General features: G+C 32.9%; 23 protein-coding genes and 1 pseudogene. 2 read left to right on the top strand and 22 right to left on the bottom strand.

What is annotated here, in order from left to right; all coding sequences use genetic code 11:
* Window positions 1-66 precede the first annotated feature (66 nt).
* From EVJ46_07135 to EVJ46_07035, 21 genes and pseudogenes are all read right to left on the bottom strand, one after another.
* Complete coding sequence (locus EVJ46_07135; GenBank protein ID RZD15963.1) at window positions 67-783, bottom strand: hypothetical protein; 717 nt, start codon at window positions 781-783, stop codon at window positions 67-69.
* Between the two features lie 249 nt (window positions 784-1032).
* Entirely contained in the window at window positions 1033-1956 is a 924-nt protein-coding gene (locus tag EVJ46_07130) for a universal stress protein (GenBank protein ID RZD15962.1), read from the bottom strand.
* 18 nt (window positions 1957-1974) lie between these two features.
* A complete protein-coding gene (locus EVJ46_07125; protein ID RZD15961.1) occupies window positions 1975-2202 on the bottom strand; it encodes a hypothetical protein in 228 nt (75 codons plus the stop codon).
* 349 nt (window positions 2203-2551) lie between these two features.
* Window positions 2552-3235, bottom strand: coding sequence for a hypothetical protein (locus EVJ46_07120; GenBank protein ID RZD15960.1), 684 nt, complete (start codon window positions 3233-3235; stop codon window positions 2552-2554).
* A 131-nt stretch (window positions 3236-3366) separates the two neighbouring features.
* The gene (locus EVJ46_07115; GenBank protein ID RZD15959.1) at window positions 3367-4086 is read right to left on the bottom strand and encodes a prepilin-type N-terminal cleavage/methylation domain-containing protein; all 720 of its coding nucleotides are present in this window, start codon (window positions 4084-4086) and stop codon (window positions 3367-3369) included.
* 159 nt (window positions 4087-4245) lie between these two features.
* Complete coding sequence (locus tag EVJ46_07110; protein ID RZD15958.1) at window positions 4246-4536, bottom strand: hypothetical protein; 291 nt, start codon at window positions 4534-4536, stop codon at window positions 4246-4248.
* 39 nt (window positions 4537-4575) lie between these two features.
* Window positions 4576-5247, bottom strand: coding sequence for a prepilin-type N-terminal cleavage/methylation domain-containing protein (locus EVJ46_07105; GenBank protein ID RZD15957.1), 672 nt, complete (start codon window positions 5245-5247; stop codon window positions 4576-4578).
* Window positions 5248-5253: 6 nt separating this feature from the next.
* Window positions 5254-5778 (bottom strand): hypothetical protein, encoded by a 525-nt coding sequence (locus tag EVJ46_07100; protein RZD15956.1) that lies wholly within the window; start codon window positions 5776-5778, stop codon window positions 5254-5256.
* Window positions 5779-6252: 474 nt separating this feature from the next.
* Window positions 6253-7347, bottom strand: a pseudogene (locus EVJ46_07095) (transposase).
* Window positions 7331-7741 (bottom strand): IS200/IS605 family transposase, encoded by a 411-nt coding sequence (gene tnpA, locus EVJ46_07090; GenBank protein ID RZD15955.1) that lies wholly within the window; start codon window positions 7739-7741, stop codon window positions 7331-7333. Before tnpA ends, EVJ46_07095 begins: the two are co-directional and overlap by 17 nt.
* A 595-nt stretch (window positions 7742-8336) precedes the next feature.
* A complete protein-coding gene (locus EVJ46_07085) occupies window positions 8337-8723 on the bottom strand; it encodes a type II toxin-antitoxin system VapC family toxin (GenBank protein ID RZD15954.1) in 387 nt (128 codons plus the stop codon).
* Between the two features lie 2 nt (window positions 8724-8725).
* Entirely contained in the window at window positions 8726-8959 is a 234-nt protein-coding gene (locus EVJ46_07080; protein RZD15953.1) for a type II toxin-antitoxin system prevent-host-death family antitoxin, read from the bottom strand.
* Window positions 8960-9222: 263 nt separating this feature from the next.
* Entirely contained in the window at window positions 9223-11166 is a 1944-nt protein-coding gene (locus EVJ46_07075; protein ID RZD15952.1) for a hypothetical protein, read from the bottom strand.
* 128 nt (window positions 11167-11294) lie between these two features.
* Window positions 11295-13148, bottom strand: coding sequence for a serine/threonine-protein phosphatase (locus tag EVJ46_07070; protein ID RZD15951.1), 1854 nt, complete (start codon window positions 13146-13148; stop codon window positions 11295-11297).
* Between the two features lie 232 nt (window positions 13149-13380).
* A complete protein-coding gene (locus EVJ46_07065; GenBank protein ID RZD15950.1) occupies window positions 13381-14088 on the bottom strand; it encodes an FHA domain-containing protein in 708 nt (235 codons plus the stop codon).
* Window positions 14089-14136: 48 nt separating this feature from the next.
* Window positions 14137-15600 carry a VWA domain-containing protein gene (locus EVJ46_07060; protein RZD15949.1) on the bottom strand — a complete coding sequence of 488 codons (1464 nt, stop codon included), beginning with the start codon at window positions 15598-15600 and terminating at the stop codon, window positions 14137-14139.
* A gap of 193 nt (window positions 15601-15793) precedes the next feature.
* The gene (locus EVJ46_07055; protein RZD15948.1) at window positions 15794-17578 is read right to left on the bottom strand and encodes a type II secretion system protein GspE; all 1785 of its coding nucleotides are present in this window, start codon (window positions 17576-17578) and stop codon (window positions 15794-15796) included.
* Window positions 17579-17692: 114 nt separating this feature from the next.
* Window positions 17693-17965, bottom strand: coding sequence for a hypothetical protein (locus EVJ46_07050; protein RZD16234.1), 273 nt, complete (start codon window positions 17963-17965; stop codon window positions 17693-17695).
* Window positions 17966-18331: 366 nt separating this feature from the next.
* Window positions 18332-19072, bottom strand: a complete 741-nt coding sequence (locus tag EVJ46_07045; GenBank protein RZD15947.1) for a hypothetical protein — start codon at window positions 19070-19072, stop codon at window positions 18332-18334.
* 68 nt (window positions 19073-19140) lie between these two features.
* Entirely contained in the window at window positions 19141-20274 is a 1134-nt protein-coding gene (locus EVJ46_07040) for a zinc ribbon domain-containing protein (GenBank protein ID RZD15946.1), read from the bottom strand.
* A gap of 310 nt (window positions 20275-20584) precedes the next feature.
* Window positions 20585-21778, bottom strand: coding sequence for a zinc-ribbon domain-containing protein (locus tag EVJ46_07035; GenBank protein RZD15945.1), 1194 nt, complete (start codon window positions 21776-21778; stop codon window positions 20585-20587).
* Window positions 21779-22587: 809 nt separating this feature from the next.
* On the opposite strand from EVJ46_07035, the gene EVJ46_07030 reads away from it, so the two are divergent.
* Entirely contained in the window at window positions 22588-23790 is a 1203-nt protein-coding gene (locus tag EVJ46_07030) for a hypothetical protein (protein RZD15944.1), read from the top strand.
* 98 nt (window positions 23791-23888) lie between these two features.
* Window positions 23889-24473, top strand: a complete 585-nt coding sequence (ispF, locus tag EVJ46_07025; protein ID RZD15943.1) for a 2-C-methyl-D-erythritol 2,4-cyclodiphosphate synthase — start codon at window positions 23889-23891, stop codon at window positions 24471-24473.
* A gap of 132 nt (window positions 24474-24605) precedes the next feature.
* Here the strand turns inward: ispF and EVJ46_07020 are convergent, their stop codons facing one another.
* A complete protein-coding gene (locus tag EVJ46_07020) occupies window positions 24606-26216 on the bottom strand; it encodes a glutamate--tRNA ligase (GenBank protein RZD15942.1) in 1611 nt (536 codons plus the stop codon).
* Between the last annotated feature and the right edge of the window lie 37 nt (window positions 26217-26253).

The following is a 26253-nucleotide window of genomic DNA, read 5'->3' as shown; positions in this document are numbered from 1 at the left end:
AACTGATTTGACGTATGCTGCATTGCAAAACATTTGATTATGCTTAAATCAGTGAAGTTTGTGCGGTTAATAAAATGCGATGAACCTCCCAGCAATAAATCCTATCGCCGCTGCAATGCCGCCTATTATAACAACCTCCAGCGCACTTTTGAACGGCTTTGTTTTTGTTATTTTAGATTTTGCAAGTCCGGTAAATATCAGCACGAAAATTGAAAATAAAATGGAAATAACTACGGCAATGGACGAGTTTTTAATAAAAAAATAAGGCAGCAGCGGCGGTATTCCGCCTGCCAAAAAAGACACTCCCGTATATAAAGCAAGTTTTATAGGATTTTCATGATAATCGCTTCCTATACCAAGTTCATCCGATACCATAAAACTTAGCAGCAGCCGCCTGTCAGACATCAATCTTTTTACAATAGGTTTGATTTCTTCAACCGTGAAGCCTTTGTCCTGATATATTTCATATATTTCTTCTTCTTCATGCGCAGGGTCTTCTTTTATTTCCCTTTTTTCCCTGTTTATTTCCTTCATATAAAATTCATTCTGTGATTTCGTAGCAAGATAGGCGCCGAAAAACATAGATATAGTGCCGGCCACAACCTCTGCCATGCCCGACATAAGGACTATTCTGGTATTTACAAGAGCGCCGGTGACACCGGCTACAAAACCTATTGTAGTAACTAATCCGTCGTTGATGCCGAAAACAAACTCTCTGACAAGCCTGCCCTCAGGGGTGTGCCAATTTTCATTATGAAATTTTTTAAGCGGATCTGTCGCCATTACCTAATTTTATATTGTATTGTATTATTGTATTATTGTATATTTATGCAACTTTTTTATTAAATATTGATATATCTATCTATCTATTTATCTATTTATCTATTCTATTCTATTTATTTTATTTATTTTATTTATTTTTTTAACTATATTATTTATATTATTTATTTAACTATACTATTTATTTTATTTATTTTCATTCAGCTATGAATTGTTTTATTTAACTTCTTATTTAACTTCTTATTTAACTTCTTATTTAACTACGAGGATTGAACAAGGCAGAGCTCCTATAAGCCTTTGAGCCGTGCTTCCGAGGAATATTTCTTTAAATTTCTCTTTTGCCTCGCCTTTATATCCTATAACGAGCAGCTTCTTGTCCGTTTGCTCTATAAAATCCGTTATCTCTTTACACGGCGTCCCTTTCCTGACGGCAATATTGAGATTATTTTTTTCTTTAGAATATCTATAGCGCAAATCCTCTATTATACCCTCAAATTTTTCGGCAATGTCATGCTCAAATGATTCAAGCGCGTTTTTGTCTAAATTTCTGATGTATTTTTCGTCTATAACTGTAAACAACGTCATAGTTTTAATGATATCGGACGGTATCTTGTCTAAAACTGTAATTGCTTTAAGGGATGATTCTGAAAAATCCGTCGCAAAAACTACATCGGTAAATGTGTTTTTACAATCCAGATTATCTTTTTCGTCATTTTTTATAAGACTAGACGAATGCATCAAGACTCGCTTGGTTATTAATACCGGTTTACTTGATTTAGCGATTATATCGTAAAGCGGCGAATCGTAAAATGAAAAAAAAGAATTTACCCTTCCTGCGGTTTTTTTATCAAGAACAATAAAATCAATATCTTCCCTATCCGCCTCTTTAACTATTTCATCGGCAATATTGCCTACTTTTATGACGTAACTTACGCCGAAACCGTACTTTTCTAAATTTTTTTTAATATCTTCAAGCCTGATTTCCGATGTTTTTCTTATTTTTTCTTCGTCTTCTTTGTCGTAGCGCGAATAAAGACTATGCTGAAGTTTTTTTATATCAATAACATGAATTAAAACAATTTCTTTAAGTCCAATTTTTACGAGATTACCGAAACAGTCAAGATTCTCAAAAAAGAATTCGCCAAAATTAATGGCATAAAGTGCTGTATTTAACATATTATTGAATTAATATTTTTAAACGACTGTATTAATATTGTTATTGATTGGCACTATACCGCCGCGATTATTATAATATTTTTCATTGCTCTGCATAACTTTGTTTGTTAACGCATTAACACTGCTGACGTCGTTCTGGAAAGAAACCGCTGTTTTACGCGCAACTGCGACAAGACTCGACGTATCCTGTGAAATATTCGGTTGACTTGCTTGCGGCTGCTGAAAAGATGAGATGCCGGCTATCATAATACACACCCTCCCGTGATTATTTTTGTATAATTATGTTAGTATTTTAGTATTTTTCTATTTTATTTTTATTATTTTATTATTTCTTCTTCTAATCTTTTTGTCTTTTTACAACCTATTCTTTATATAATAGTGTAATGTAAACAGAGTATAGAATCAAGCAAAAATTACAATCTGAAAATTATATATAATCTGAAGCATAATGCTATCTTATTTGTGAACTTGTATTTTTTATTCGCCATAGCAAAAAATTCAGATATGAACCGCGTAATATCTGTTTTTTAAATTACTCACGCTTTATGCGGCTTGCGCATACTATTCTAATGTATAAAAAATGGGCAGCAGCGCGTTAATTATTATTAGCATTGTTATTAGCCACTTCATTTTCTACGAAAATAATAGTAGTGGTAGTGGTAGGGCACTCAGTACCGACTTCCGCGCTGACAGACCTGACCGTGCCGCCTGCAAATCCGTTGGATGTAATAATCCAAGTAGATTTACATTGACTGCTTATTGGCGGTTGTGTTGTATTTGGTTGATATTGTTGCACCACAGCGCAAAACGCAGGTGTATAATTATCAACGCCGATATTCGAACCGCCAGAATAAAGATTATAACTATAAATATAATATGGAGGCTGGGTTAAATTTCCATCGGAAACACCGTAAGGCAAAACAACATTATTCGGACAGTTTAGACCGGTCGGTGACGTACCTGAAAAACCGGCAGGATTGAATGCAGTAGTATTGTTACCGTTATTACCGTTATTACCGTTATTACCATTATTACCATTGTTACCATTATTACGATTATTACTGTTGTTGAGCTCATACGCTGCAATTTCTATACCTGATTTAGCAGCATATTTCGCGGCGGCACTTGTTAAGCTCTGTCTTGAATTTATGCTGCTTGAAGCCATAAGATACGCAAAGACGGAACCAGCCAGCCCCATTAAAATAATTATAATAATGGCAAATATTATAGATATTCCGCTATTTGACTTTATAACCCTGTTTTTGATAAATTTTACCATAATATCCTTTAGATTTTTTTCTGTAAATTTATATTAATTTTAAATAAAGTCTTTAATAATATTTTTAGGATTTTTTCTGCAAATTTATATTAATTTAAATAAAGTTTTTTGATAGATTATTATCAATATGGTTATTGAAAATTAATACTGCCGATATTATTCGCAACTGGGTAGTCAGTAGTAGTTCCATTGCTTGTGGTCACCTGTTTATATAATACATCATTATTTATACAAAAAACTATTAATTCTTCATTACTTCCGCCCGCAATAACAGTCGGCGGCGTATATTTATAAAACGCAATTTCGCTTGGCTCACATGGACTTGATTCACCGGGCAAACAAGCTGTACACGTCTGCTGCGAAGAATTTGCTGACGGCGCGGGTACAGAACCGTCGGCGCATGCAAGAATAATGGGACCGCTAAAACCATTTACATTAGAACTTATATCATTGAGGCTATTGGAAGCTAAGGGACATATTGCACCCGCAGACGGTACCGGCGGCTGATTGGTAGTGGGTGGCATCGCCGCTTCTTCAGCGTTTTTTCTTATTACGGAACTTGCATTGCTAAGAGAATTACTCATATAAAGTGAATTTTCATTAGATACATAATTGTTTATTCCAAACATTATTACCTGATATAATCCGACAGCCATTATGCCTGTCAGCAGGATTGTCATAACTAATTCTATGAGCGTAAATCCGCTATTATTAATGTACATGCCGTTTCTAAATATATTATCTTTTTTTGTCTGCTCTTTGTAGTTCTTGTGAAAATCTTCAGATATTTTCAATGTTTTTTTATCTTTTTTATGTTCGGATTGCTCTAAAATTCTTTTCGTCAGATTCATATTTTAAAATTCCTTCTTCTTACTTCTTTAGAGGTTCTTTATAATCTATTCGCATAGACTGCTACCATGCCCTTACGGACGAGTAATTATATCGGCAATGGTAGGTAATATTATAATTATAGTTTTTCCATATTTTTTGTAAATAATATAAATTTATTGCTAATTTTGAGGATTATCTATAATAGTAGAAAATCCGCTCGTCACGCTTCTCTGCTCGCCGCTATTCTTATCGCTCGGATTAACAGCGGTTATCGTAAACTGCGCAGAGCATGATGTTGATATTGCGATGTTATTAGTTGTCTTCTGGGCACATACATTGTTTGCAGAATTACCACCAGCAGCCGGCGGAGGTGATGACGGAGACGGCTGCTGACCACAACCTACAAGACCGGTAGATATGAGAGAAATTAGACCGGCTACCAATAATATTTTTTTTCTTTTTCTTAACATTTTGGTATTTTCCTCCATTAATTTAACTGTCTAAGTACATTAACCGCCGGTATTGGTATTATAATAATTTGTGAAAATCATTGTAAGCGTAACGCTGGGATAATTAGCGTCTGCGGACGGATTAAAAGAAGATGTGCAATTTCCGCCGTCAACGTTATTATTAAACCATTCTGTTTTTACGACGGCTAATAAAATATAACTGGTATCGGCTTGAGGCTGTACAGGTGAAGAAATAGGGGATGGATTTATAGTAACATCGCCTGAATTAAAGCCCGTCGGGTCATTTAAAGTTATATACTGCGTCGGATATTCATTTGTGCCGCTCGGATAAAAAGCGGTATAAAAACATTCATTGTTAATTTGCTGGACCTGAGGAGACTGGAAAATATAGCTGTCTATTGTTGCACCTTTACTCCATATACTGCCACTGCTACCACCCTTCGATGACGCCGCATTAAAATTGCTGCATACGCCGTTTGTGTTGCCTGCTGTATTTATGACGCTGCCGCCCTCACTGCAGTAATTTAAATCAGCCATATATTGTTTAGCCAAATTTGTTGCGGTAATTTCATTCGCAATCCGTACGCTTGCTGCAGAACCTGCTATAAAACTCTCCAGTATAGCAGTTAAAGATATGCCGAGTATTATAATAGTAATTACTATTTCCAGCAAACTAAAGCCTTTTCCATTTTTAAGAATATTTAAATTCATATACTACTAGTAGTTGCCGTTGGGAGACATTGAAGGCATAACTGCTTCCTGTAAAATATCGTTATCCTGATAAATATACTGCATAATATAGATAACCTTGCCAACATCTCTGCCATATTGAAGTTTTTCATATTCATTTGGAACATATCTGAGCGTTCTGAATAGTATCGGATATCCGTACAAATTTTTTTGAATCAGCTGGCTTAACGGTATAACCGTAGAATTATTAGAAACCGCAAATTCCAGCCAGCACACGCCGCCTGTGTTAAATACCGCTTCATATTTTACTTTATTGAAAGTATATTCATACGCTTTAATTCCCGAATTTTTATAATTATATTGCTCAAGCTCATTCTGATAAAAATACAATGTGTTCAGCGGAATTCTTTTCATACGATATTTTTTTTGCATCTGTTTATAAGTATTTCCTACTGCGGCATAAGCATTGATGCTGTTAAAACCGATAAAAGATGCTGCGGCGGCAGATACGGCTAAAATAATAAACATAAAAATCAATAATTTTTTTTTCATAAAAAATTATAGCTCAGATACCCTCATATAGATACTCCCATATTTATACAGGGTAGAAGAGCTGTCCTCCGTGTTTTAAAAGTTTCAATCAACCTTAAATTTATATATTTAACCGAAGCGTTGATTTTCTCTTCGTTTATGGTCTATTTATTATAAATTTATATTTCTATATAATTTGTCATAAAATACTAATATTGTCAATATATTTTTACTTTTTATAAAATTTTTATCTCCTCTGCTTTTTATGCTATATAGATGGCATACACTTATATTCCCTGCAAGATTTTAATCTTATCGTCGTCCGAGAATTTTATTCGTGAACTACCTCGCCCTTACGGACGAAGCTTCTTGCTTCAACGACGGGATACTTTTTAGTGCGTAGATATTGCTATCTACGATGTCATCCATAGAGCCCGTTTCCGCAAGCGTATATTCCGGCAGTTCCTGCCGTATTTTTTCTAACATTATTTTATCTACATTACAGGCGGCGTTTACATCTCTGTCATGTTCGGTATTGCAAATAGGACAAGTCCAGTTTCTTACTGATAATGTCATATCCTTATAGATATATCCGCATATATGACATTCTTTAGATGTATTGCGGGGATTTACTTTCATAAATAACTTACCAGCTTCTTCCGCTTTATATTTTATGTATGAAAGGAACTGTCCCCAGCCTGCGTCAGATATTGATTTAGATAGTTTATGATTTTTGACCATATTCTTAATTTGCAAATCTTCTACGCCTATTGCGTTGTAAGTATTAATTATTTTTCTTGATTCTTTATGCTGAAAATCATTGCGCTGATTAGATATTTTCTTATGAATTTTAGCTAATATAACTTTTGCTTTCTTGCGGTTATTTGAACCTTTTTTCTTATTTGATAATCGTTTTTGTATTTTGATAAGCTTTTCTTCGGATTTACGCAAATGTTTAGGATTGTCTATCGTCTTACCGTTTGATAGAACTGCAAAAGATTTAATGCCGGCATCTATGCCGACATGTTTAGTTATAATGGTATTCTTAACGACTTTAATATCATACTCAACCGATAAGCAGATATACCAGCGGTCTATCTCTTTTTTGATATTACAGGTCTTAATTGTGCCGTCAATATTGCGATGCAGTTTAAGTCTGATATGTCCGATTTTGGATAATTTGAGTTTATTATCTATGATAGCAAAGCCGGACTGAGTATATGTTATAGAGACGTATCTGCCTTGATTTTTAAAGCGGGGATAACCTGCGTGAGCTCCGCTGCCTCCTGCGGTGGTGCCGTTTTTGGCTCTGAGGCGGCGAAAGAAGTTTTGATAAGCTTTTTCAACTCTGAAAAGGACATCCTGCAATACTTGGGAGTGGATATTTTTTAAGTATTCGATATTTTTCTTATCTTTTACAAGTATCTTTTGCTGGTCTATTCTTGATAATCCTTTACCTGTTTCTTCGTAATGGCGGTTTCTATCGACAAGGCAGGAATTATAAAGAATACGGCAAGTCTCAAGCGTCCAGTCTAATTTTTCAGTTTGTTTCTTGGTAGGATATAACCTATATTTATAAGTCTTTAGCATTTTGCGACTCTACGTATTTTTTTAGTATATCAAGCGTTACTTGTCCCGTTGTAGCAAGAAAATAAGAAGGACTCCATAAATGACCGTTCCATAATTGTTTCTTTATTTCGGAAAATTCACGAAATAACAATCTTGCCGAAACAGACTTTAAGCTGTTTACGAATTTGCTAATTTCTATTTGCGGCTTGCTTGAAAATAATATATGTAAATGGTCTTTGTCTGTTTCCTGTTCAATTATATCTATGCCGAAATGCTCGGCTACGCTTTTATTTATTTCTTTCAGTCTTTCCGATATTTTTCCAGTCAGTATTTTTCTCCTGTATTTTACACAGGCTACATAATGGAACTGAAGACAATATACCGAATGATTGCCTTTGTTTGTGTTATATCTCATATGTATAAGTATAGCATAACTGAAATATAATATCAAACAAAAAAAATAATAACGAACAACAAATAATATTTTGTATTGCCTTACATCTCCGCTCTCACGGACGGGGACTTCTCGGCAATGTTAGTTAAATTTAATCCCATTTTTTACCCTCCTATTGACTTAATTATAGTGTCTAATTTTATTCCAGTCAATTAGGGGTTAATACAATAAAAACTACTCGACAATCTGTTATGGCAAGTAATAGAATTAGTACATAAAAAAAAATGCAATTATTTTTATAATTACAATTAATTTAATTATAATTAATTTAATCCAATTAATATTATTATAAAAAACCTTAAGTATATACAACATAAACATATAAAAAATAACGAATATAATAAACATCAAACATAATCAAAATAAAGATATTATTAATGAAGCCTTTTTCTGTTTTTTCCACACATTTTTCTTATATCTTTTCAATTGTTTTTTATAAACATAAAATAATTTAATAAAAATAAAGAGAGGATTAACCTGTAACAGTTGAAACCGAAATACACAAAAGAAGTTTTACGAAAAAAATGCGGCAATATTTTACAGAATTTTCTTTATTTTACCAAGCCGTTTTTACGTTATATTTCCTTATATAGCTGTCTGACGTAATTATCTTCATTTTTTCAGCTAATGCCTGAGCTACTAACATTCTGTCAAAAGGGTCTTTATGAATTTCGGGAAGTTTTGAAATTTCAAGGGCATGCGGGATAGTTACTGGAAGCGGAATATATGCGTATCTGGCTATATTTTCAGCAATAAATTTATTCAGGTCTTTTTTTAATTTTAATTTGCCTATAATTATTTTTATACTTAATTCCCATACTGAAGCAGAACTTAGATATATATTGTTTTTACCGTTCTCGATGATTTCTTTAGCGACGGGCGACAGCTTTATATCGTCGGAAGCAAACCATAGAAATACATGCGTATCCAAAAGATAATTCATGATTATTTGTAAAATTGTTTTATAATTTTATCTGAAAGAGGTTTATCGATATCTTCAGAAAATTCAATATCTTTTTTAAATAAACCGGATATTCTGTTTTTTTTCTTGCCACTAATAGGCACTATTTTTACTAAAGGCAATCCCGCTCTGCCTATTATTACTTCTTCTCCTTCCAAAACATCGTTTATAATTTTTGAAAGGTTGGTCTTTGCCTCGTATATATTAATTTCTTTCATAAATTGTTTAAATCCTCATTTAAATTTTTTTATTACGTATATTAATTATTATAGACTAAGTCATTGGTCAAGTCAATTAAATTAGATGAAAAAATGACCAATAAAGCAATAAGGGAAGCAATAAGGGGACAGATTTATTAGTTTCATAACTAACCTGAAAACAAAGACAAAGGCAGGAGTGAAAAAAATAAATAAATCTTTCACCTTTATCTTGATAACGTTTAATATATCTACCTCATTCTATTACATATCTATATTTTACGCTATTTTAGACCTTCAAGCCAATTTGCTATCTGAGAAAGCTCTTCCGGCGGCATATCCGGACTTGGCGGCATTGAGGAAGTCGGATGTAAAATCTGATTTTTTATCTGGACGTAGCTCAGCAACGAACCGACATTAGAAAGATTTGAGCCGTTCTTATTTCCCTTGTTGTATATTCTGTGACAGTAAAAACAGCCTGCAATTTTAAAATCTTCATATCCTTGCCCGGTAAATACATTAGATGTTTGCGGCGGCGCAATGCGCAGAATCGGCGGAGGATACGCCGCTACTCTTACGTTATTTGAATTTGAACTATTATTATTTACGTTAGAATTAGAGACATAATTTGTCTTCGGCAAAATCGGAACGGATGATGCGGATTGCGTGTTGCTTGTATTGCCGGTATTATTCGCATTATTTATAATATTTGCATTGTTCGCGTTATTTTCATATTTAGTATGTTTAAGTTGATCGGTATTCCTTTTATTCTTATTTTTATTCCTCTTTTCAAGTTTTTCTGCTTTTAATCTGCCGGCTGATTTTCCTTGAGACTTACGGTTATTATTACTGCTATTTGTTGTATTTGTTGTTTTTTTGTTTTTCATCGGCAGATAAATATAAAAATAACCTGCCGCTGCTGAAGATGCGATAAAAATTATAATTCCGGCAATTACCGCTGTTAATGCAATTTTTTTATTGGATTTATTAAAACTTTGCCGAGAGTAAATATTACCGCCGCTATTCGTTATATCGTTATTCGCTTTATCGTTAGCGCCATTAAATCTATTGTCGTCATTACTCGCTTTACCATTACCGCCATTTACATTATTTAAGTTGTCATGCGGCAGGGGCGGCTGACCGTGTAAATTATTCGGCTCTGCCGGATGAGTTGGAGATTTTACCTGAATTTCGTTTATTTTTTCAGGCGGAGTTTCAGGCGTATGTTTAGACACAGAGATATTTTCGGGTACTCTTCCGTCAGGTCTTCCGCCAACGTTAAGCGGCTGTTTATCTATCTGCCGTTTTGCTTCGCAATCATCTAATAATTTAACTAATTCATCAGTATCTTGTATTCTGTCCGGAATTTTTACAGAAAGACCTTTTTCTATTATACTTTTTAATTCTTCACTGATTCCGGCAAAATCTATCGGCACTCCGCCGGCTAATGCAGTGGCTTCAGGCGGAGGCACACCCTTTATACAAGCATACAAAGTTGCACATATAGCATATACATCCGTAAACTTTCCTCGTCTGCCTTTTCCTCCGTACTGTTCAAGAGGCGCATATCCGGGCGTCAAAATTTTTTCGTAAGTTTTAGTTTTACCGTCTGCAAAATCACTTGAAGAACCAAAGTCTATAATTTTAATATCTCCGGAATCCTTAATTATGATATTGTCCGGTTTTATATCTTGATGCAGCAGTCCTTTGTCATGAATAGCTTTTACGGCATCAGCAACCTGCCTTATATATTTTAATCCGTCTTTTTCACTTATTTTTCCAAGAAGTGAAGACATAGGGACGCCGCTGATGTACTCCATTACTATATAGACTGTGCCGTTTTCTTCTATTATGTCGTAAACATCGACTATTCCGGAATTCTTTAATTTTGCTATTGCCCTGGCTTCCTCTGTAAAGCCTTCCATATTTTTCTTATTTTCCAGCGTGGGCGGCATAGTCACTTTATTGCCTGTTCTTGATGCTATTCCATCCGGAAAATATTCTTTTATAGCGACTTTTCTGCCGAGTTTTTCGTCATAGGCAAGATACGTTATTCCAAAGCCGCCCTGTCCGATAACCTTTTCTACTTTATATTTTGAATAAATGATGCTGCCGGTTTCAAGAGGAGTGCAAGACGGAGAATTATCCTGCTCTATTTCTCCTCCGCAGACAGGGCATTTAGCGGAATTATCAGGGATAGACGATTGACAATAAGGACAATTAATCATAGGTCATTAAAATTATTAAAATTAATTATAAATTATGATTAGCATATTATAGACATAATTGACAAATCATAACCACACACAACAGCCCATAATCCATAACCTACAACCTATATATAACATATAAAATTTCACGCTGTTCTTTTAATAATAAGCGCAGACGCATTATCGGAAGCACCATTTTTCACTGCCGAACCCACAAGTAAATCAGCTATATATTGGGCGTCTATTATATCTATATCGTCGTTGGTATCTATATAATCGTTGCTATTTATATTATTTATTTTTTTATACTCTAAATTATTTTCTAAATTTTCAAAATTATTATTTAACTTATTGCTTGAATTGATATTTAGCTTATTGCTTAAATTATTATTTGAATTATTACTTAACTTATCGTTTAAATTGTTGTTTGAATTATTACTTAACTTATTGTTTAAATTGTTGTTTACGGTTGTTTTGCAACGGTTTAATATAGATATTATCCCATCTTCTCCTATCTCAGACCATATTCCGTCGCATACCAATATAAGTATATCATTATTTTTCAGGACTTCTGTTTTTTTACCTATTGTTTTTTGCAAATCGTCAATATATCCTTCCTGTCTATTTCTGACGGCGCCTAAAGATTTTACAATTTTATTTCTGTCGGGACTGTTTTTCGCTTCTTCTTCCGTCATATTGCCGCTCGATACCATTAAAGCAACGTATGAGTGGTCATTAGTGAGTCTTATTAATTCAGGATTAGGTTTAGAACCTGTCCATAAATATGCTCTTGAATCGCCTGCGTGAACTAACGCAAAATTTTCATTTTTAATAACGACACCGATAAAAGTACATCCGCCGTCTTTGCCTTCAAGAAAATCAAAAACATTTTTATTTGCCTGCCATGCCATATTTAAAGCTAAACTATTAATGTCGTCAGCAGCAGTATCAAAGCCGGCGGATAAGTCTGTTCCGGTCTTTAAAAAAGCGTTTACCGCAGCTTTGCTTGCAACTTCTCCCGCCGCCATTCCGCCCATTCCGTCAGCAAGGCAAGCCCTTATGGATAAAACTTTGCCGCCTGAATTTAAAGTATTTTCAATAACAAATCCGCAGCTGTCTTCATCTATAAGCCTGTCAATATTTAATCCTACAGTTGAAGACATACCGATATCAAATTTTACAGGCATTTTCATTTCCTCCGCAATATTTTTTAAATAATCAATGGCTTCTTCAATAGTAAATCTTTCGTTGCTATAAGCCAATGTTTTTGACAAAAATTGTGGAAACCCAGGTATGTCAACATCAGAAATGCAATTCAGAACACTTATATCGTCATAAGGATGCAAATTTTTTCCTAATAGAAATTTGACGCATAAAAGCCCTAAAACATACACTCCTTCCTTTCCTGTTGCTTTTCTGCGTCTTAAAACTTCAGGAGCAACCATATCCTTAGATGAATACATTTCTTTGTTTATTTCGCATACATCTGGAAAAATCTTTAATTTTATCTTGCTGCTGCGATTATACATTAAATCAGTTGCGTCAGTGTCAGTTGTATCAGTATTAGTTGCGTCAATATTAATAGAGTCAGGATTTATATATAAAACCGATAGATTGTTTTCTTTAAAATTTTTAATGAGTTTGGCTATATCAGACAAATAACCCACTATTTTATTAATGTCTTCTTTTTTGGAGGGTTTAACAAATTTATATTGTTTATACCTCAATTTGCCGATATCTGCAATAACAACTTCGTTTTCAGAGTAATACAAAACTTCAGGCAGCATTGAAGATTTCGGAAAATTTTCAAGCAATTCACGATTGCCCTCATAATATAATAATCCTTCTCCGGAGCTGTTATAAACAAAACGCCAGCCTGAAAAAAGATAAGCGCCTAATTTTAATTCTGAATTATTTACGAAAAATGTATCCCCATACTTAAACCGCGCAGAGTCGTCTTCAATTGGATATATCTTTTCTTCCAGAACTTCAGGGCTCATTATTCCTCGATTATAGAGATATTTATTTAATATATTATATAAATTCGTTTGATAATTTATATTTAAAAATAATCATTAAAAAATTGTACATATGCATCATATACATATACAAGTGAATAATATATTGCATTAACTCGTTTGACTATTTATACCTTTCGATTCATTATATATGCTTGCTGTGCCTTTTTATTTCTTTATTTCAATAATATATTGTATTAACTCGTTTAACTATTTATACAGTGAACAAAAAAATTATATCCCCTATAGAAATCTGATCCCTGTTTCTTAATTCAGTCGGTTCGGTAATCCTTGAGGAAAATTCTGAAGCATTGCCGACCTTTACAAAAACTCCGTTCGTTGACTTTAGATCCTCTATAAACCATTTTCCGTTTTCAAAAGTAAACCTTGCGTGTTTTCTTGAAATATGTTCTGCGTCGGGTAATTTGCTCAAATCTATATCCACATTCCCCGTTGATTGGTCAAATCTTCCTATAATCATACTTTCAGAATTTAAATCAAAAAATTGCTCAGTTAAATTATTATCATGTTTTAGCGTAATTCTGGCGTACTTAAATTCATTAGTCGTCGCAGCATTTTTATCTGCAAAAAATGTGTCTTTCGAAAGTATGTCAGAAAAAATATCGCCGTCACGGTCTTTATTTACCGCACCTTGATTGTCTATATTATCATTATCTGTATTATTATTCTTATTAATTTTATTACCAGTCCCGCTATTATTAATAACACCATCACTTATCTTATCGCCGGTAATGTTGACAGCGTCATTAGCGTAAGGGTCTTCAAGATGTTCTTCTGACGCCGTCTGTTCGGGTATTGCAGCCTCTTCAGGAATTTCAAGCACAATTAACTCTGTTCCGTCCAAATTACAGAACTTTTTATCATCGGTAAACTTTTTGCCGCATGAAGGACATGTTTTCATTTATCTCCGCTCCTTTAAATATTTGATGAATTGATTTAACTAAATATATCAAATTCCGGCGAGTTTTCTGATCTGTTCATCGGAAAGTCCTTGTCCGGCATCTAATTTTACGGTCTTTGTTCTTGAACCTATTCTTAAAGTTTTTGATGTTCCGAGACTTATGGTTTTATTTTCTTTTATTTCATTCTGAGCCTGTTCTATCATCCTTGTCATTGCGCCGTTCCCTAATTTTACTGTCATACGCCTTGCCATATCAAGAGTTTTTGCTGCATTAGAAGGATTGCTTGCGGCTTCTTTTATTGCTTTTTCAACCAATCCGCCGACATTTCTTTGCTGCACCCACTGCATTACTTCCTGGTCTATAACCGAGGCTTTGGATTCATCCATAGTGAATTCGACTATAATATCTTCAGGCGGATTTTCATCTCTAAAATTTATTCCTGGCACATTATAAGTTAAACCCAACTGCATAAGACGGGATTTTAACGGCTGCCGCTCCGGTATCGTGGCTTCTATTATAAATACCGTACTGTCTGTTTTGCTGATATTACCCAGAGAATGCGGTTTTATATTTATATCTGCTTCAGATACCTCAGGATAGACCCTTGTTATTCTGTCTATTTTAACATCTTGCACAGCGTTTATAGTCAAAGAAACTCCAGTGAGCGATTCGCTTACCGCGCGGTCTAATTCTTTTATCATAACTTCAGGTATGTCGGAAGGCTTAATGGCAATATTGCCGTTAGCGTCTGCTACCGGTACCGGTATTACAGTAGTTTCAGTCGTGGCATAAAAAGGTTTTCCCTGCGTTTTGTCCGTTATATCGGTAATCAAATCTTCATTCCAGTCTTCGCCTATGCCTATAGCTATTACAGGCGTATTTTCTCTTGCTAATTCAGACGCAGTTTCTCTGACTAAATCTTCATCGGAAGTTTGACCGTCGGTAAGCATAATAATTCTTCTGCTTGACGTTTCTTTAGACATTAACCCTAAGGCAGTCTTCAATCCTGCTCCCATACTGGTGCCGCCGCTATATTTCAATAAATTTTCAATAGCTTCCGTTATCATATTTTTATTTTTATCGTCAACGTCTGTGAAGGGCAGAAGAACTTTTGCATCATCGTCAAACTTGACAATGCTGATTCTATCGGTTTTTTTCAATTTCGACGAACCGACAAATTTTTTTAATCCATCTATAATAATTCCTATCTTAGATTCTCCTCCCGTAACCAGATTATAAGTATTGCCGTCAATAGTTTGGGTTTGTCCGGTAAACTGCGTTGAGCCTGAGACAATTTCGCGCATTGACCCGGACGTATCTACAACAAATACAATAGATAAAGAAGAAGCGCTAAGTGCATGATTGGCGGCGTCACCGCCTGGAAATGAGGCAGCATCTATATTTAATTTATTTGAACTGAGTTTTAATTCAATAAACAGTTTCTGGTCAGGCGTATCTGCCATTAAATAATTTCTATGAGGAACAATTTTTACGTCAAGCATTTTAGACATAGCGTTCTCCAGAGTAAAATAAAATAGATAAATCCGATATAAAGGCTTATCAGTATAAAGGCTTAATATAAAATAAGGCTAAAATAGTTAATCTTGTTTTTATTTTTATTTTTTTGTTGTTTTCGTTATCGCAATAAATAAATATTATTATATGATTTGATAATTTAGTCAATCTTAAATCTATTTTCAATATCTAATCTATTTTCTTATTTAAATAAGGAAATATTTCTTCCAAAGATGTAATACCGCTGAAAAATTTTTCTTTTGCAGAATCCGACAAGGTCTTCATGCCGTTTTTAACAGCTATCATTTCTATTTCCGATTCGGTTGCGTTATTATTTATCATTTCACTAATTTCATGGGTTATATTGAGCATTTCATAAATTGGAACTCTCCCTTTATAGCCTGAATTGTTGCATACAGGACATCCCTTAGCCTTATATAGTTTAAAATAATTATTACAATCAGCGATTATTCCAAGTTTTTTTATTGCTTCATTAGATAATTCTTCCTTACATTCCATGCAAAGTTTTCTTATGAGTCTTTGCGCTATTATCAAATTAAGACTTGAAGCGGCTAAAAAATTTTCAATTTTCATATTTATAAGTCTCGTTATCGTGGAAGAAGCATTATTTGTATGAATTGTGGAAAGCACGAGATGTCCGGTGAGCGCAGATTGAACTGCTATTAAAGCTGTTTCGGTATCCCTTATTTCTCCTACCATAATTACATCGGGGTCTTGTCTTAAGAAAGACCTCATAACTTCGGCAAAATTAAAATAGGTATTTGTTTTTTCGTTTCTAAGTTTTTCATTTATCTGAACTTGATTGATACCGGGAAAATCGTATTCTATAGGATCTTCGGCAGTAGAAATATTTAAAGAATCAAAGTTATTCAGTTCGTTTAAAATACAATAAAGAGTCGTAGTTTTCCCTGCGCCTGTCGGACCGGTTACTAAAATCATACCATAAGGTTTATGTATTGCGGTCTTCAAAATTTTTAAATGCTCCTGAGAAAAACCTATTTTATTTATGTCAAATATAAGTGAAGATTTGTTTAATATTCTCATTACTATTTTTTCACCAAACATAGTCGGAAGACACGATACTCTTATATCTACTTCATGTCCCCCTAAAGAAACCGCAATTCTGCCGTCTTGCGGAAATCTCTGTTCTGTTATATCAAGATTTGCCATATTTTTTATGCGCGATATTATGTTTAATTTTGCTGTGGCGGGGGTAATTTTTGAATATTCGGTTAATTTGCCGTCTGTTCGAAATCTTATTCTCGAAAATTTTCTATAAAATTCAAAATGTATGTCGCTAGCGCCAACTTCAACAGCATCGCTTATTACTTTATTTATATATTTTTCTACTGCGCCTGCACTGCTTTTATTTACAGATATGTCGCTTATTTCATCCGATTCTTTAGTTGTTTGCCATGCATTTTCGCCATTGCCGCCATCAGCGCCAAATCCATTTTTGAGTATAAATGAAGCATTATAGTATCTGGAAATAATGCTTAGTATCTGTGAATAAGATGTCACTAAATACTGCGCCGGAATTCCGGCATAAAAAGAAATTTCATCTATTATTTCGTTTATTGTAGGGTCGGCGGTAGCCACATATAAAAAACCGTTTTCTTTCTTACATGGTATAACACGGAACCTTACAGCCATTTCGGGTGAAATGCTGCTTATTATATTTTTAGGAATTTCTAAATCGTTTATATTAACAGAATCTATGCAAAAAGCCTTTGATAAAAAATCTACAAGTTCACTTTCACCTATTTTTCCCTCATCTATAAGTATTTTTATAAACGGTTTTACAGGCAGTTTTTGTCTGCTTACAGCATCATCTAATTCTTCCCTTGTTATGAGAGAATTAGAAACGAGCATTTCTCCAATATTAGAACTCTCGGTCCTCTTTTTAGAAATATTGCTATAATTACAGCTCCTGTTTTCTATCTGAGAAATCATAAAATTATTAATTTTTTTTATAAATAATACATAAAAAAACAAAAACAATTCAAAACGTTTTAAATTTTCATAATTTCATTATCATTGTTGTAATTGTTGTAGTTGTAACATTATTTAATTATTTTGTAATTGCTGCATCAAAGCAATATTAAATTTTTTAACATTTGAATAGGCATCTACAATACTCCATATCCATAATACCAAGAATATTGGATATAATAGAAATCCTACCAGTACAAACATTAAGACAATAGCCAAAAAAAGCGTAATATACGTGCTAAAGAAAAATATTATACCTTTACCGATATACCCTGTAACCAATTGTCCAAGCCCAGGAATAAAAAATGATAAGACAGCGGCAAGCACCTCGCTCTTTTTTTGTGTCATATAAATCATCATCTTTTGATTATCCATGCTACCGTCGGATAAATTCTGAGCAGTCATTAAATCTAAATCGTCGGACATAATAATAAATCTCCCTAAAAATAAATTAATTAAAGTTACATATTAAAATTTTTAACTTGCCTGATTTATTAAAGTCTTTTCATATAAACCAATACAGCGGTTAAAAATTAACAATTTTGTATCGCCTTACATCCCCGTCCTGACGAACGGGGCTTCTCGGCGATGTTAGTTAAAAATATACAAATAATAACCATCTATCAGACAATTCATTTGTCTGCGCTATATTTATTGCAGTTTCAAGTATCCTGCTAATAAGAATAAATTTAAAATTTCAACTATATATATTATTTATTTTTTAATAAAATAAGCAGCTTTATTAGCTAAATTGACAAGCGCTACATCATTTTTATGTTTAAGTATAAAATACTGCCCATCTATAGTGTTGCCGCTATAATTAAATATAGTCCGGCTCCCGCTGATAGTCATAATATCTCCGTAAATTTTAAACCGATACTTCTCCGGTCTGAAAAGATGCTTATTTTTAGAAGATAATAGAATTTTATTTTTGCCGCTTATCGTTAAAATGACAGGTTTATTGGATGAAACCCACTGCAGATAACTTCCTCCAAACATACCCCGTTCCATTTTTTTCTGATATATAGACATAATGCCTTTAAATTTTCCCTGAACTAAGCCATGATTTTGATTAGCCAAAGACTTTAATTGAAACTTTTTTACAAATATCAAGTCTACTTTAAAAGGTATCTTATCAATGACTTCAAAATGATTTATTTTGCCTTTTACTTTTAGATACAATGCACCGTTTAAATACTTAAAATGCAAAACCGCGGAATCCGCCTGCATAGTAATCCTATTTTTATGCATGTACCATTTTCCCATAGAATCAACATAATTTGTATGTATATAGCAGCGTCTTTTTTTAAATAATTCCACATAGCTTTTTTTGCTTAGAGTAGAATAATATGTTCCGTTTATACCGCCGACCCCGTTAGTGCAGCCGGATAGCATAAAACTTGAAATAGCAATAGAAAAAACAAGCAAAAATAATACCAAAACTGATTTTTTCATAATTTATCCTCCTAAATAGGTTATTTTTAGTTACTAAAAACAAAATTTTGCGCAAACTAATTAATTAATCATTGTTGAATTTTTAAATTAGCAGCCGCCGACTCTTCTATAGTAGCCGTTGAAGTTACGGTCAAGGTATAGTTGTAAATCCCTGTCGGAAAATCAGCAGGCACGCTTATTGACAATGCTACCGAATAAATCCCCGGTTTGGTAACATTAACATGTGAATTATTATAGGCTGTAAAATCGTTACCGTATATTTCATATGTTAATTTCACGCTTTGCGAAGAAAAATCAGCCGGAGTTTCGGCGTAAAATTTTGAATGCAGAACGATAGTCTTACCCTGAGCTGCATTTGCTCCGTTTGCTAAAACATTTGAAATTATTACAGCCGGCGCATCTCCCACTCCTGAATTATTAAGGGGCGATATGCCGGTTATATAAGCCCTTGCCGAAGCTAAAGAACCTTTAAAAAGCGTTAATCCGTTGCCGCTGTTAGCATATGAATGCTTTGTGCTTACATTATTACTATAGACATAAGTAGGAGCAGAATTCTGCGCTGCAGTTTGAGGGACAGCGCTTGACGCAGGTGAAACTGAGGCTGAGGATTGCGATTTTGATGTTTCATTTTTTTTCTTAGATACCTTAGATTTCTTTAAAGCTTTTTTCGACTTTGTCTTTGATGAATTTAGCGAAGATTGATGCTTTTTATGACTTGATTTATTTTGTTTAATATGCAGAACCCTGTATATCTCTTTTTTATATTTGTTAAGTCTGCCTGTTTTATAAAAATATATAAGAGTTCCTGCCGAGCCTAACACTATAACCATAAGAACGATAAGAACGGCAAGCAATCCTTTCCCATGTTTATTGCTATTGTTATTTTTAATTTGCTGCTTCTTAATTTTAACTGGATGCGGAATGTTTCCGACAGGTGCAGGGTTAGACGAAGAATTTATCTTGTTATTAATATTGTTATTATTGATATTATTATTATTCTTATCAGATTTTTTAATTTCGTCTGCAATAGGAGGCTGTGAAATATGCGCCGCTTTATTAAATTTTTCGGCAGCGTTCGCATTATTATCGGTACTTTTAACCGGCTGATCATTCTGTTTAGGTTCAAATTTCTGCCCGCATTTAGGACAGAACTTGGCATTATCGTTATCTATTTTTGCGCCGCAATTCTTACAAAAAAACATAGTTCGCTCCTTTTTCTATAATGGCTAACTAATTTACTGACTTACTTATGATTTACTTACCTATCAACATATTTTTGTACTCTCATTTATTTTTTACACTCTCATTTTTCGGTATTCATCAGATTTATTAATCAGTATTTAATTTAGTATTTAATTTAGTATTTAATTTAAATTTAGTATTTAATTTATCGGCATTTATTGTTATAAATTATATTAAACACATATTAAACATATATTAAACATATATAAATACGTTATAAAATCCATATGTTGATGAAAATAATGGTCGCAAAACTGAACTTAGTTTTGTTTAGCCTAATTTATTACCGCAGTTTTCGCAAAATTTAGCGTCGGCAGGATTCTTGGTGCCACAGCTTGTGCAAAATATAAATTCGCCTTCAGTTTTAGAATGTCCTGTTTGAGCCGGTTTCTGGTCAACCGAATTTTCACCGGTATTTGTATTGCTCTTTATGCTCATATTTGCAGCTTTTTCTTTATATTTGTCAATATTGGACTTTACTCTTGACGCTGCAGAATTAAATTGAACTTCGGCATCATTAAAATCCATATCCTGCATAACATCGATATAAATATAACATTGACCGAGCATCATATATACCATTTGCATAACAACCAAAAGCATATATATAATGGCAATCCCAAATCCTATAAACTCTCCTAACATCATAATCGATGAAAAAGAACCAAGCCCCATAAGGGAACTCATCGGATTTCCGTATCCGCCGTATCCGCCAAATCCCATTCCGCTATTGCTATTAAATAAATATGTCGGATGATTCAGCATTAAGATTGAGGATACTACACTTAAAGACCCTGTAAAAAATGCAAAAAATATGATACCTACCATAAAAGACACGATGCTTATAAATATAAAATATCCAAAAATTAACGTGTTGTGTTTTTTAAATAATGCGTATGTTTTAACAAATATCTCTTTTACAGTGTTGCCTTCAAATACCATAGGGGCAATCATAAAAGATATCAGCACTATACCCAAGAGAATAATTGCGTAAATTATTGTAAATGCGGGAATGCCGATGAACGCCAAAAGAGAACCTATTGCAGGTATTCTGGCAATTAAAAAATATATAAAAATAATTACAGCCGCAATAAAAGGAATAATAAACAATATTATTTCGGAAAGAATAATTTTAAAAAATGAAAAAATTGAAAATATAATTGCGTCAAAAATCTTTATGGAAGATTTAGTTTTAGCAAATTCCATTAAAATTTTGCCTGCCGCAGTATATCCTATCAAAAAAATTATGGAAGCTATTATAATTCCGATACCTAAAACAAAAAACGATAATGCTCCCGACCTGTATGCTATTACGGTTGCCTCTCTGATTGTGCCCACAAAAATAGCGGCTGAAATAATAATCGTAATAAGCAAAAGAATAATTGCTTTTATTTGCTTGAAGGCTTCAAAAGACTTGATTAAAATTGCAAATTTGAATACGGATTCATTCTCGGTACTTTCCATATACCCTCCTAAAGAATAGTTAAAAAATATAAATTGCGCTATCTATTATGTAACTTTATTTAAATTAAAACATATTAACCGCAGGCGTCAATATTGTTTTTTTATATTAGCGAATTTTATTATACCGATGGAAATTTAAATTAAAAAAAGCTAAGCGTACTTAAGAAAACATATGCATTTAAAAAAATATATAAATATATTAAACTGAATAAACCTACTCGTACTATATTATATCGTATTTATTATAATACAGCGGGTATTATGTCTGAGCAAAATAATTTTAATAAAAATAACTAAAAAGTAAAATTCAATATTTATGATAATAATATATTTTAAAATAATTAAAGTCAACTTATTTTTTAAACTTAAATGAGTAATATAAATCAATTTATATTTATACGGCATATTATATATATTATTTATATTAACTTTTTAACATATTTAATATATTAATAATAAATATGTTAAATATGTTAAAATTGATTGCATTATGTTAGCATATATTTATTAAAATTTTATGACATTTATGTTAAATTTTTGTTACATTTTATGATATTAGAATAGTTCAAGAGTGCAATATCTTAAATAAAGAAATAGAATAGTTTAATGCAGTTTAAGGATGTAATATCTTAAATAATGAATAGCGTAAGAATGGAATAGTTGAAGAATTGAATAGCGTAAAAACCGGTAAAAAATTTTATTCTGTTGTAAAAAATTTATTAAATGATTTATAATTTACATACATTATTATTTTAGGTTTCGCCTAAATATAATATAATATAAATTAAATAATCAGCGGGGACTGTACTTTGCAGCATACGAAACACTATGCGGTTATTCTTTCATCCGGAATCGGCAAAAGGACGGGCTTTGATATACCAAAGCAATTGGTTAAAATAGGCGGGGCAGAACTGCTTTTGAGAAGTATTGCGATTTTTAACAATAAAAATTCAATGGTGAATTTTGATAAAATAATTATAACCGTACCGCCAAGCAGTACTTTTGGCTTTGACTGGAAAAAATTTATAGCGGACAATATATCTCTGAATGTAAATCCTGAATTAAATCAACTGCAAACAGACAATAAAAATTATCCGAAAGGTTCAGAGTATCGGCAAGAACCGCAGTGCCGAGATGTTTTTGATAAAATTGCAATAATAGAAGGCGGGGATTTAAGGCAGAAATCGGTTTATAACGCATTAAATTATATTGAAAAAAATTTTATCGGCTGCAATACCGGCGATTCAGTTCCGGATTTCGACCTTAATTCAAATACCAATTCTCATTCTGATTCTGATTCAACTACCAACCTTCATTTAGATTCTAATTCCTGTTCCTGTCCTGATTATATTTCTTATTCCGATTCTGATTCAGATGCTGATTCCTATTCAAGTTCGGATTCAATAGTTTTTATACATGATTCCGCAAGACCGTTTGTCACAAACAGTGAAATATATATGCTGAATGAAGCCGCATCTGAATTCGGAGCGTCATTCCTGTTTGGACTGGTAACAGATACGATTAAATCTGTCGAGTGTCGTAAACATAAGAAAGATTATTTAACTGAAGAAAATTCTGGACGTAACTATCCTGAACTAAAATATTTTAATACATTAGATAGAAATAATCTGATAGCCGCCAAAACACCTCAGGTTTTTAAATTTAATATAATTAAAAAGGCTATGGATAAAATTTTTAAAAAAGACGGCTATTTAAATAATGATGAAATGCCAAGAAGCTGCAAAAACGTAAAAAACATAGAAGATACGGAACAGTTTAACGGTCATGCTGCAGAAATTACCGGCTCGGTTAACTCGGTGAATAAGGCCTGCAGAAAAAGTATAGAAACAAACTTAGAAAAATTTACGGACGATATATCATTTATTGAAAATTGCGGAATTCCGGCAAAGCCTATTCTTTCAAATGAATTTAATATAAAAATAACATCGGCATCGGATGTAGAATTAGCAGAGTTTTTTTTGGATAAATTTGATAAAATAAATAGAAAATAACAGGTGGTAAATAATAAATGATAAATGATAAATTAAATGCTACACATTATAAATATGTAAATTATAATAAAAAATTATAAATAATAAATTAATATAATATGACGACTTTAAAAATTGGTCATGGCTATGATATCCATAAGTTTGATCTGACGCCTAAAAATAAACACATTAATAAGGATGTTATAGATATCGGTTTTGATAAAAACAATAAATTATTCCTTAAAATTAAACAAAAGAATAATTCTAAGCCGCTTTATTTAGGAGGAATTTTAATAGAAAATCATTGCGGTACCGTTGCGCATTCCGACGGAGACGTGATTTTACACTCGCTGACCGATGCTTTGCTCGGGGCAGCCGGTTTAGACGATATAGGCACTTTATTTCCCGACAATATTGAATCAACAAAAAATATAAGCAGCGTTTTTATGCTGCAGGAAGCACATAAAATGATCCAAAATAAAGGATACTGTATAATTAACATCGATATTACAGTAATAACGCAGACGCCGAAAATAAAAGTCTATAAAGATAAAATGATCCTCGCAATTTCGGAGGCATTAAATATACAGCAATCATGCATCAATATAAAAGGGAAAACTAAGGAAGGCATGGACAGCGTCGGCAGAGGCGAAGCAATTGAATGTTTTTCCGTCTGCTTAATAAATAACAATAAAATAATTTGAATCAAGAATATAAATTTTAGACAATATCCCAATTTTTAAACTTAAACCAATGTATTAAAGAATATTTAAAAATAGAACGCGGATATTATTTTATAAAGTTCAGCATATTATAATAAAACACCGCTCACTAAACTATATCATTAATTTTGATAAAACGCGTTCTTTGCCGAGTAAAACTGCAATTTTAAGTATAGATGGTCCGTTAGTTTTTCCGGTCAAAGCCATTCTTAAATTTTCGTAAATATCTTTTATATTTTTTTTGTTTTCTTTTGATATTTTCTGTATTGTATTTTTAATTAAAACCTCGTTAAAATCTGATATTTCTGGGTTATTTCCGACCGTTCCTCTAAGGTTTTCAAACAGCAGCTCCGCTATTTCTTCATCTAAATAACTATATTTTCCTTTATATAAAAAAACATTATCAAGTTCTAAAATTATTTCTTTTACTGTTTTATATTCATTTTTCAGAAAATCTATAATACATCGTAATCGTTCTTTTCCGTATTCTTTTTCCGCATAATTTATAACGTCAAAAATCTCAATGCTTCTATTTCTTATATTTGTATTGTTATTTTTTATCTTTAAATCAGCCTCATTGTTTTCTAAATCTGTATCGTTATTTTCTATACCGGTGTCTGCGCTATTAATGCTGTCGCTGATATTTATGCTGTTTATATCGGATAAATTTATATACTCCGTAAGTATAAATTTTTCTTTAATTGCATAAATTAAATCGTCTGTATTCAGCTGCTGCAGCCATTTCTCATTCACAAATTTTAATTTTTCTTCACTGAATATAGCTCCTGAACTTTTAGTCCTTTTAATATCGAAATAATGAGCCATTTCATCAAAAGAAGTAAAAATCTCGTCAGAGAAACACTCGTCGTTTACAATGAAAGTATTGCCTGTTATAGCAAGGTAGTTAAGAACTGCCTGCGGTAAATAACCTTCCTTTTTATAATGTTCTAAGTTAGCGTTAAAATCTCTTTTTGACATTAATTTGCCGTCTTTTCCGTATAAAAGAGAAATATGGGCAAACATCGGGCTGCCGATGCCCAATGCCTTGCACAGCAATATCTGCCTCGGCGTATTGGAAATATGGTCCTCTCCCCTGATTATATGCGTTATGTCTAAATCAATATCATCTACTATTGAAGCAAAATTATATGTAAATCTGTTATCGGAAGTTTTTAGAACAAAATCACCTAGAAGCTTAACATTGAAAACAACTTTTCCGTGAACCATATCGTCAAATTCTACCTGCTCGCAACCTAATTTCAGCATATTTAATCTTATTGACGGTACTAATCCCGCATCTGCCAGCTTTTTTCTCAGATTTTCTTTTTCAGCGCCGCTAAGATGAAGACACCTGCCGTTATAGATATAAGGCTTTTTAAGGCTGATAGACAGTTCCTTTGACCTTAGAAGTTCTTCTTCCGTACAGAAACATTCATATACATAATCCTTTTCTTCAAGGATTTTTAAGTATTTTTCGTATATATCTTTTCTTTCCGATTGCCTGTAAAATTCATCATATTTTATATCAAACCATTTTATATCGCTTATTATTGAGTCTTCATATTCTTGTTTGCTCCTTGCAATATCGGTATCATCTATTCTTAAAATGAGTTTACCGCTATTTTTTTTAGCAAACAAATAATTAAAAAGAGCCGTTCTTAAACCGCCTATATGCAAGTGTCCTGTAGGACTCGGCGCAAACCGCACTCTAATATTATTATTCATCTAAACCTTTTACCTCTCAAATTGCTAAAAATATTTT

Origin of the sequence: Candidatus Acididesulfobacter guangdongensis, assembly GCA_004195045.1 — a bacterium.
Taxonomy (GTDB): domain Bacteria; phylum SZUA-79; class SZUA-79; order Acidulodesulfobacterales; family Acidulodesulfobacteraceae; genus Acididesulfobacter; species Acididesulfobacter guangdongensis.
This window is presented reverse-complemented; position numbering and strand designations above follow the sequence as displayed.

Excerpts from the sequence above, each read along its gene's own strand:
- EVJ46_07035 (RZD15945.1), bottom strand. The coding sequence starts at position 21,778 with ATGGAAAGTACCGAGAATGAATCCGTATTCAAATTTGCAATTTTAATC.
- ispF (RZD15943.1), top strand. The coding sequence starts at position 23,889 with ATGACGACTTTAAAAATTGGTCATGGCTATGATATCCATAAGTTTGAT.
- EVJ46_07130 (RZD15962.1), bottom strand. The coding sequence starts at position 1,956 with ATGTTAAATACAGCACTTTATGCCATTAATTTTGGCGAATTCTTTTTT.
- EVJ46_07070 (RZD15951.1), bottom strand. The coding sequence starts at position 13,148 with ATGAGCCCTGAAGTTCTGGAAGAAAAGATATATCCAATTGAAGACGAC.
- EVJ46_07135 (RZD15963.1), bottom strand. The coding sequence starts at position 783 with ATGGCGACAGATCCGCTTAAAAAATTTCATAATGAAAATTGGCACACC.
- EVJ46_07055 (RZD15948.1), bottom strand. The coding sequence starts at position 17,578 with ATGATTTCTCAGATAGAAAACAGGAGCTGTAATTATAGCAATATTTCT.
- EVJ46_07020 (RZD15942.1), bottom strand. The coding sequence starts at position 26,216 with ATGAATAATAATATTAGAGTGCGGTTTGCGCCGAGTCCTACAGGACAC.
- EVJ46_07120 (RZD15960.1), bottom strand. The coding sequence starts at position 3,235 with ATGGTAAAATTTATCAAAAACAGGGTTATAAAGTCAAATAGCGGAATA.
- EVJ46_07060 (RZD15949.1), bottom strand. The coding sequence starts at position 15,600 with ATGTCTAAAATGCTTGACGTAAAAATTGTTCCTCATAGAAATTATTTA.
- EVJ46_07045 (RZD15947.1), bottom strand. The coding sequence starts at position 19,072 with ATGAAAAAATCAGTTTTGGTATTATTTTTGCTTGTTTTTTCTATTGCT.
- EVJ46_07100 (RZD15956.1), bottom strand. The coding sequence starts at position 5,778 with ATGAAAAAAAAATTATTGATTTTTATGTTTATTATTTTAGCCGTATCT.
- tnpA (RZD15955.1), bottom strand. The coding sequence starts at position 7,741 with ATGAGATATAACACAAACAAAGGCAATCATTCGGTATATTGTCTTCAG.
- EVJ46_07075 (RZD15952.1), bottom strand. The coding sequence starts at position 11,166 with ATGATTAATTGTCCTTATTGTCAATCGTCTATCCCTGATAATTCCGCT.
- EVJ46_07105 (RZD15957.1), bottom strand. The coding sequence starts at position 5,247 with ATGAATTTAAATATTCTTAAAAATGGAAAAGGCTTTAGTTTGCTGGAA.
- EVJ46_07050 (RZD16234.1), bottom strand. The coding sequence starts at position 17,965 with ATGACACAAAAAAAGAGCGAGGTGCTTGCCGCTGTCTTATCATTTTTT.
- EVJ46_07065 (RZD15950.1), bottom strand. The coding sequence starts at position 14,088 with ATGAAAACATGTCCTTCATGCGGCAAAAAGTTTACCGATGATAAAAAG.
- EVJ46_07110 (RZD15958.1), bottom strand. The coding sequence starts at position 4,536 with ATGTTAAGAAAAAGAAAAAAAATATTATTGGTAGCCGGTCTAATTTCT.
- EVJ46_07115 (RZD15959.1), bottom strand. The coding sequence starts at position 4,086 with ATGAATCTGACGAAAAGAATTTTAGAGCAATCCGAACATAAAAAAGAT.
- EVJ46_07040 (RZD15946.1), bottom strand. The coding sequence starts at position 20,274 with ATGTTTTTTTGTAAGAATTGCGGCGCAAAAATAGATAACGATAATGCC.
- EVJ46_07080 (RZD15953.1), bottom strand. The coding sequence starts at position 8,959 with ATGAAAGAAATTAATATATACGAGGCAAAGACCAACCTTTCAAAAATT.
- EVJ46_07085 (RZD15954.1), bottom strand. The coding sequence starts at position 8,723 with ATGAATTATCTTTTGGATACGCATGTATTTCTATGGTTTGCTTCCGAC.
- EVJ46_07125 (RZD15961.1), bottom strand. The coding sequence starts at position 2,202 with ATGATAGCCGGCATCTCATCTTTTCAGCAGCCGCAAGCAAGTCAACCG.